The 7,235-nt window shown below is 33.4% G+C and carries 7 protein-coding genes; 2 read left to right on the forward strand and 5 right to left on the reverse strand.

Going from position 1 to position 7,235, the window contains the following annotated elements; translation table 11 throughout:
* The first annotated feature begins 2 nt into the window (after positions 1-2).
* Complete coding sequence (locus HCW_RS08885) at positions 3-461, forward strand: peroxiredoxin (protein WP_014661874.1); 459 nt, start codon at positions 3-5, stop codon at positions 459-461.
* 631 nt (positions 462-1,092) lie between these two features.
* Here the strand turns inward: HCW_RS08885 and HCW_RS08890 are convergent.
* The 3 genes from HCW_RS08890 to HCW_RS08900 form a co-directional block, all read right to left on the reverse strand.
* Positions 1,093-1,836 (reverse strand): outer membrane beta-barrel protein, encoded by a 744-nt coding sequence (locus HCW_RS08890; RefSeq protein WP_014661875.1) that lies wholly within the window; start codon positions 1,834-1,836, stop codon positions 1,093-1,095.
* A gap of 251 nt (positions 1,837-2,087) precedes the next feature.
* Positions 2,088-2,852 (reverse strand): glycosyltransferase family 2 protein, encoded by a 765-nt coding sequence (locus HCW_RS08895; RefSeq protein ID WP_014661876.1) that lies wholly within the window; start codon positions 2,850-2,852, stop codon positions 2,088-2,090.
* Positions 2,853-2,894: 42 nt separating this feature from the next.
* Positions 2,895-4,577, reverse strand: a complete 1,683-nt coding sequence (locus HCW_RS08900) for a methyl-accepting chemotaxis protein (protein WP_014661877.1) — start codon at positions 4,575-4,577, stop codon at positions 2,895-2,897.
* Between the two features lie 272 nt (positions 4,578-4,849).
* On the opposite strand from HCW_RS08900, the gene flgG reads away from it, so the two are divergent.
* A complete protein-coding gene (gene flgG, locus HCW_RS08905; protein ID WP_014661878.1) occupies positions 4,850-5,638 on the forward strand; it encodes a flagellar basal-body rod protein FlgG in 789 nt (262 codons plus the stop codon).
* 311 nt (positions 5,639-5,949) lie between these two features.
* On the opposite strand, the gene HCW_RS09900 is transcribed toward flgG, so the two are convergent.
* Both HCW_RS09900 and HCW_RS08910 read right to left on the reverse strand, forming a co-directional pair.
* The gene (locus tag HCW_RS09900; RefSeq protein WP_014661879.1) at positions 5,950-6,084 is read right to left on the reverse strand and encodes a hypothetical protein; all 135 of its coding nucleotides are present in this window, start codon (positions 6,082-6,084) and stop codon (positions 5,950-5,952) included.
* A 102-nt stretch (positions 6,085-6,186) separates the two neighbouring features.
* Positions 6,187-6,930, reverse strand: a complete 744-nt coding sequence (locus HCW_RS08910; RefSeq protein WP_014661880.1) for a DUF3944 domain-containing protein — start codon at positions 6,928-6,930, stop codon at positions 6,187-6,189.
* Positions 6,931-7,235 lie beyond the last annotated feature (305 nt).

Here is a 7,235-nt window from a genome sequence, read left to right on the forward strand (position 1 = left end):
AAATGCAAAAATTAGAAGTAGGACAAGTCGCTCCAAACTTTAGATTAAAAAATAGCGATGGCATAGAGATTTCTTTAAAAGATTTGCTCCATAAAAAAGTGGTGCTGTATTTCTATCCTAAGGATAACACACCCGGTTGCACTTTAGAAGCGCAAGATTTTAGCGCTTTATTTAGCGAATTTGAAAAGAAAAATGCTATCGTGGTAGGCGTAAGCCCTGATAGTGCAAAATCACATCAAGATTTTATCAGCCAATGTTCTTTAAATGTGATTTTGCTCTGTGATGAGAATAAAGAAGTAGCCAATCTCTATAAAGCTTATGGCAAACGCATGCTTTATGGGAAGGAGCATTTAGGGATTATCCGCTCCACTTTCATTATTAACCAAGAAGGTGTTTTAGAAAAATGCTTCTACAATGTCAAAGCTAAAAACCACGCTCAAAAAGTCTTAGAGAGTTTATAAGCTCTCTTTAGCTTTTATCTGCTTGTTCTTCGTTTTATTTTTTAGTTATCAAAAGCTTGTTTTAAAACAATATCTTTCTTTCAAAATTGAAAATAATATTGATTAGGAAAAATTTCTATATTCCAAGACTTAAAAGATACAAAAGAATAGTTTTAATATGGATTTTAAAAAATGTATAAAAATATCTGTTTAAATTGTAATTAAAAACATACTTTTAATGACTATAAGTATCTTGGCTATAAATTTTAGGCTCTATTTTAACAAAGTATTGATACCTAAAATAATTTAAATTTTAAGATTATAAAATAAACCTTAAGTCTAAAAAATAGTTATTAAGAGAGGAACTACACCCCCCCTACCTTATTAAAAAAACTTTTTTAAAAAATTTAATCACTAAATAAAGAAAATAATCTATCAATACAATGTTTAACAGAGCTAAACACTAAAAACACACGCTTTGGATACCATTAAGCATAAGAATGACAAATAAAAATAGCTAAAGAATTAAGCTACTACCCCACCCCCAACACAAAAAGATAAACTCAATGTGCCTTGCTAAATTATTTGTTAAACCATAGCGTTTAAAAACCTTGATAAGGGGCTTTTCAAATTACATATATAGGGCAAAAAACTAAAAATAAATTACCATACTTGCATAAAACGACCATGCTCTTTTTAGAGTTTCTTTATAACTAATGGTTCGTCCATTGTCATCACCAGCCATAATAGAATGCACATAAGGCGTTGTCATCATAGGCACTTTGACTCCCGCCTCAATACCTAAGTATTTAGCAATCATAGAGCGTAATCCTACATTAAAAAGCCATTGAAACTGCGTGTCTTTATATTTAAGTCGTGCATTTTCGCCTTGTAAAAGCAATAAGCTTTTATGTTTATTAGACTGCCACCAAGTATTACCCCCTATTGCAATCCCACCAAAAATCCCTAAACTAAACATCTTAAAATTTACAAAATTTACAAGTAAGTCTAAGCCCACGCCATAAGCGCTCAATTTTGTTTTAGCGCCATTCAAACAAGTTTCTGAAAGCCCCTTAACCAAGCAATTAGTGCCAAAATTTGTAACTCCAAAATCATAAAACCCATAATAACGCAAGCCAAACCACCCTCTAGCAAGCATTTGCTTATAGCCCGCATGCACACCAAAGCCTTGAGTCATTGCGGTATTTTTATAAGGCACATCTAATTGAGTTACATTAAGCTTACCTTGAGCGTCAGTTGTTTTAAATTCTGGGTGTAAAAATTGAGCATTTAAATTTGAAAGCCCCACTTCATACATTCCCTCTACATAAAAGGCGCTAGATTCTCCTGCTAAACACATGCTACTTAATAACAATAAAGACCAATATTTTTTCATAATCATTCCTTGATAGTTTCTTTAAAAACTGAATGCTACTACAAATCGGATTAAAAAATGATTTTTTGATATTTTTTTAAGATAAAAAGCAAACAAAAGATAAACAAATATAATATTTCTTTTTAAAAAGTCTTAAGAATTTATATCAAGGAAAATAATGGTTGATAAAATGTTGCGCTATCTTTGAATGAATATGACTTTTTGTCAGCTCTCACTTAGCTTTAGTGTTTTAATAAGCCTTTTAATCTCAACTACTTAGCTCTTTTAAATAGTCCTAAAATCTTCCTAGGGTATTTTAAGAGCATAGAAAACCAATTCGCTTGGATGCCATTTTCTTTGCATGCTCTAATATTTTCTTGATTTCTTAAAATAAGACTCTTTAAGCCATTGGTGCTAGCCCCACCGGTGCGCATTTTTACAATCACTTCCTTTAAATAGGCAAAGCTCATTTGCTCTTTAACAAATAAGCGAATAATCATTTCAAAATCAGCTGAAATTTTATAATCAGTCTTATACAAACCATAGCGCTCATAAATTTCTTTTTTAATAAAAAGCGTAGGGTGCGCTGGCACAACCCCATAAAGCAAGCTTTTAGGCTTAAATTCTCCACTTTCATAATAGCGCACCACTTTTTCTAAATTATTAGGATTGACAAATACCAAATCAGCATATACACTATCACAGCATTGATTCTCAAAAATATGCACAATTTTTTCTACTACATCACTATGCGTATAAAAATCATCGCTATTAAGCAACGCTACAATATCCCCACTAGCTAGTTTTATGCCCTTATTCATCGCATCATAAATACCCCTATCAGGCTCGCTTACTATGCGAGTGATTTTATTGCCATATTCTTGTATGATTTTTAAGGTATTATCCGTGCTTTTTCCATCTATGATAATATATTCAATATTTTCATAGCTTTGATTAAGCACAGATTCAATGGTATCTCTAATAGTCTTTTCACTATTAAAGCTTGCTGTAATAATAGATACTTTTAAAGGGGACACTATTTTTCACTCTCTTTTTATGATAAGTTCCCCTTATTGTAGCTAAGTTTTAAATAAATTTACTTGCTTATCTAAGCTCATAGTTGTTTTATTCACATCAGTGGCAATGTCTAAGATTTCTGATGAATGTACTAAAGTATTAGAGGCTACTTTTTCTACCTCAACAAAATCTTGCACTATGGTTTCAATTTGCCTGCCAGATTGTGCGTAATCATCCATGCTTTTATTGCTATCTAAAACTACAGCACTAAGATTATCACTCATTTTTTCATAAGTCTCTTGCACATCTTTACTAACATTGCTTAATTCCTCCATTTTTTGCGAATTAAGATTCATTTGCGAGCTTACATCACTAATTTCTTGCACAATTAAGCCTATAGTAGAGTTAATTTCACTTAAGGATTTTTGCGTTCTTTGAGCTAGATTTCTCACTTCATCAGCCACTACTGCAAAGCCTCTTCCATGCTCACCTGCTCTTGCTGCCTCAATAGCAGCATTTAGGGCTAATAAATTGGTTTGGTCAGCAATATCATTGATAATATGCAAGACTGATTTTACATCATCAGCATTCTTGCTTAATTGCTCTACTTTATTGGCTAACTCTTCTTCAGTATGAGCACTTTCTGCAATTTGAGCAAATAAATCTTCAATAGCATCCTTACTTTCTTTAACCAAACCTTGAGTTTCAACCAATCGCTTACGCAAGCCTTGAGACTGCTCTATAGAAGAACTTACCGCACTAGCTATATCTGTAGCCTTTTCTTTAATAGAATTCATCGTAACCGAAGAATTTTGCATGCTCTTTTGAGAAATAGTTGTAATTTGAGTGAGTTTATCCATAGCGCTTTTATTGGTTGCTGAGATTGCTTTGATTTCTTCTACAATTAAGCGCACATTTTCTACAAACAAATTAACACCATTACCCACTTGTGAAATTTCATCATTGCGCTTATCTACATGAATTTTTGCTGTTAAATCCTTATCCCCATGACTAAAATCATTGATTTTAGCTACCAATTCATCAATGCGCCTAACAATCCCAACACGAGTATAGAACAAAGCAAGAATGCCTAAAACAATCGTAATCCCTACCAACCAAATAAATAATTTTGTCGCATTATGTCTAAAAAGATCCTCTATTACTCCCACTATTGCCCTATTTTCAGCATTCACATCAGTATAATATGAAGTAGAAACAATAACCATTTGAGAGATTTCATCATAATGCGAATAAGCAAATTTCTTTTCTGGGATACCTCCATCAACTTTTGGCATTTCATAATAAGTATAGCCCCCACCTTTTTTGGCAGCCTCCAAATACCCTCTCACATAATACACGCCATCAGCACTTTTAGCATTAAGCCCTGAATGACCTATGGTTTGGGGATTCACAGGGTCAAAAAGCACCACCCCATTTTTATCTACCACCACCATATAAATCATGCCTTTATCATCATTAATGCGCTTAAAATAATCTAAGGCCATTTTTCTAGCAACCACTTTATCAAAGCTTTCATAATATTTATGAATACCTTGCTCAATCAATTTAGTCGTATAAGCAAGCTCTTTTTCATGCTTTTTATAACCACTCTTTTGCAGATTATCCATAAGCTGAGATAAGACTTCTTTTTGCATGGTTTGAATAATGCCTATTGAAAACCCGCCAAGTAAAATTAAGGCTATAAATATCACCATAAAAATTCGCATTCCAAGTGAATAAAACATTAATCTATTCTCCTAATGATAATTCAATGTGCCATTAACTCGTATTTTACAAAACTTTTATTTTTTGCATCATTTAATGCCCCCCCCCCCGAAAAATTGATTTTTAGATAAATTTTTGTGAAGAAAAGAAACACTTTGTCATTAAACGCACAATTTTTTAAAAATTTCTTAAATATTGACCTTATTTTGTATAGTGGATAGAAAAAGCCTATATTAATTTTATTTTGTTAAAATAAGGAGCTAATTTTAATCAAGTTTTTAAGGGGAATTTTATGCTACGCTCTCTCTATAGTGCCACTTCTGGAATGCTTGCCCAACAAACCCATATTGATACCACCTCCAATAATATTGCCAATGTCAATACCTCAGGCTTTAAAAAACAGCGAGCAGATTTTAATGACTTGTTTTATCAAGCCTTACAATACGCTGGCACTAATACTAGCAACACCACTTTATCGCCAAATGGTATGGAAGTAGGTTTAGGCGTGCGCCCTAGCGCAATCACTAAGATGTTCTCTCAAGGTAGCCCCAAAGAAACTGAAAATAACCTAGATATTGCTATTACAGGCAAAGGCTTTTTCCAAATCCAAATGCCAGATGGCACAATAGCTTACACTAGAAGTGGGAATTTCAAGCTAGATGACCAAGGCAATATTGTTACAAGCGAGGGTTATTTGCTAATCCCTCAAATCACACTACCTCAAGACACCACGCAAGTAAATATCGGTGTAGATGGCACAGTGAGTGTTACACAAGGCTTACAAACTAATTCTGCAGTTATTGGGCAAATCACACTAGCTAATTTTGTTAATCCGGCGGGACTTCACTCTATGGGGGATAATCTCTATGCGATTACCAATGCAAGTGGCGATGCGATTGTAGGTGCGCCAGATTCTCAAGGTTTAGGGCGATTAAGACAAGGCTTTTTGGAGCTTAGCAATGTGAGATTAGTAGAAGAAATGACTGATTTAATCACTGCTCAAAGAGCTTATGAGGCCAATTCTAAAAGCATTCAAACCGCCGATGCTATGCTTCAAACGGTTAATTCACTTAAACGCTAAAAGCTTTTAGCTTTTTAGCCTACTTATCATAATTCTTTTTTAAATTCTCATAAACAACGCTTTAAAAACGCTTATTTTTATAAAATGAAACTAAATTTTTATGCGAGATTTCTCAATAAAAAGATACAACCAAAATATTCATCACACCTAGTTAAAAAGCTTAGGGGTTTTTATTTTTCAAAAACAAAAATACTTTTATCCTTATGATTTTATCTCATAATATTAATATTTTTTAAGAATGCCAAAGAGATAAATAACTTGCAAGCACAACAGCTCATCATAAAATTTACCCCCTCCTTTTTCTTTAACCCTTACTTATCTTTATTGCCCTTATATTCAGAGTGATTAGGGTTAAGTTGGTTAGAGCGATTGTTGTGATTATGTTTATAATCCTTGTTGTTAGAATTTTTAACATCACTTCGTTGGTCGTTGCTTGTCCTACTCATTTTACTCTCCTTTCATCAAAATAAAAACTAGACGCTTTTAGCGTCTAGTTCAGTGTATTGTATTTTTTTTTTTTTTGAAAAAGAGCTTAAAAAGGCTTTATTTTAGAGCAAATTCTTAACTGCATTAGTTTGTGCTTTTAATCGTAAAGTAGCAACTAAGATGCAAGCAGGTATGGTTACCCTATAGGCAGGTCCTGCAATATCAATAGCTGTCCATACGCCTGTAATTATCCAGCCAACAGGTCCGGTTAAAATGCTTAACCCTCTTGTAAGAGTGGCGTTAGCCCCCAAAGATAGTCCTCGTTGAAAAATGGCTTTCATCACCGCATTGGCAACAATCAAAGCTAATTGATAGGATTTAAAGCCACCCATTTTGAATAAGGTCAAAGCAGCGGTGCTTAGGGCTTGTTTGCCTAATTTATTGGTGTTTTTCACTCCTAAATCATCGCAAAGCTCTCTAATCTCTTCATCGCTCATTTTTTCTAAGCTCTTTTGTAAAATGCTAGAAAGCATGTTTTCTTCAATGAGATTTGTATCAGATTTCTTATTATAATTGACTTTTAATTTATCACAGACTTCGCATAGAATTTCTCTATATAAAACTCCTGTTCCTCTCAATGCGCTCACAAAACTATTAGCTCCATAATGTTGCAACTCTTCAGCGATTTTCTCTACATATTTAATGTAATCATTGCCATGCTTTTTGCATTCTTCTGACAAACTCAATCCCTCAGTAAGCCTTTTTTCTCCGTCCTTATCATAAACAAGCACCTCAAACAAATCTTTCAAATCATTAGAAGTTAATTCTCTTAAAAATTCCAAATCACTATCATACCTATATGCCATACTACTCCCTTTTAATTTTATTTCTAATCATTCGCTAAATAACTACCAAAACCGCAAAAATTGCTATCTCAAAATCAGATTAGCGATTAGCGATTAGCGATTAGCGATTAGCGATTAGCGATTAGCGATTAGCGATTAGCGATTAGCGATTAGCGATTAGCGATTAGCGATTAGCGATTAGCGATTAGCGATTAGCGATTAGCGATTAGCGATTTTAGAACTATTTGCCTAAATTTCTGCTTAAATATCTACAGAAATTATGGGTTAAAATTGATTAGTTTTTGAAGTATTTTCTATAATTTATA

It is taken from the genome of Helicobacter cetorum MIT 00-7128 (assembly GCF_000259255.1).
In the GTDB taxonomy this organism is placed as follows: Bacteria; Campylobacterota; Campylobacteria; order Campylobacterales; family Helicobacteraceae; genus Helicobacter; species Helicobacter cetorum_B.

Coding starts and splice junctions, on each gene's coding strand:
- HCW_RS09900 (WP_014661879.1), bottom strand. CDS start 6,084: ATGAGTAGGACAAGCAACGACCAACGAAGTGATGTTAAAAATTCTAAC.
- HCW_RS08885 (WP_014661874.1), top strand. CDS start 3: ATGCAAAAATTAGAAGTAGGACAAGTCGCTCCAAACTTTAGATTAAAA.
- flgG (WP_014661878.1), top strand. CDS start 4,850: ATGCTACGCTCTCTCTATAGTGCCACTTCTGGAATGCTTGCCCAACAA.
- HCW_RS08890 (WP_014661875.1), bottom strand. CDS start 1,836: ATGAAAAAATATTGGTCTTTATTGTTATTAAGTAGCATGTGTTTAGCA.
- HCW_RS08900 (WP_014661877.1), bottom strand. CDS start 4,577: ATGTTTTATTCACTTGGAATGCGAATTTTTATGGTGATATTTATAGCC.
- HCW_RS08910 (WP_014661880.1), bottom strand. CDS start 6,930: ATGGCATATAGGTATGATAGTGATTTGGAATTTTTAAGAGAATTAACT.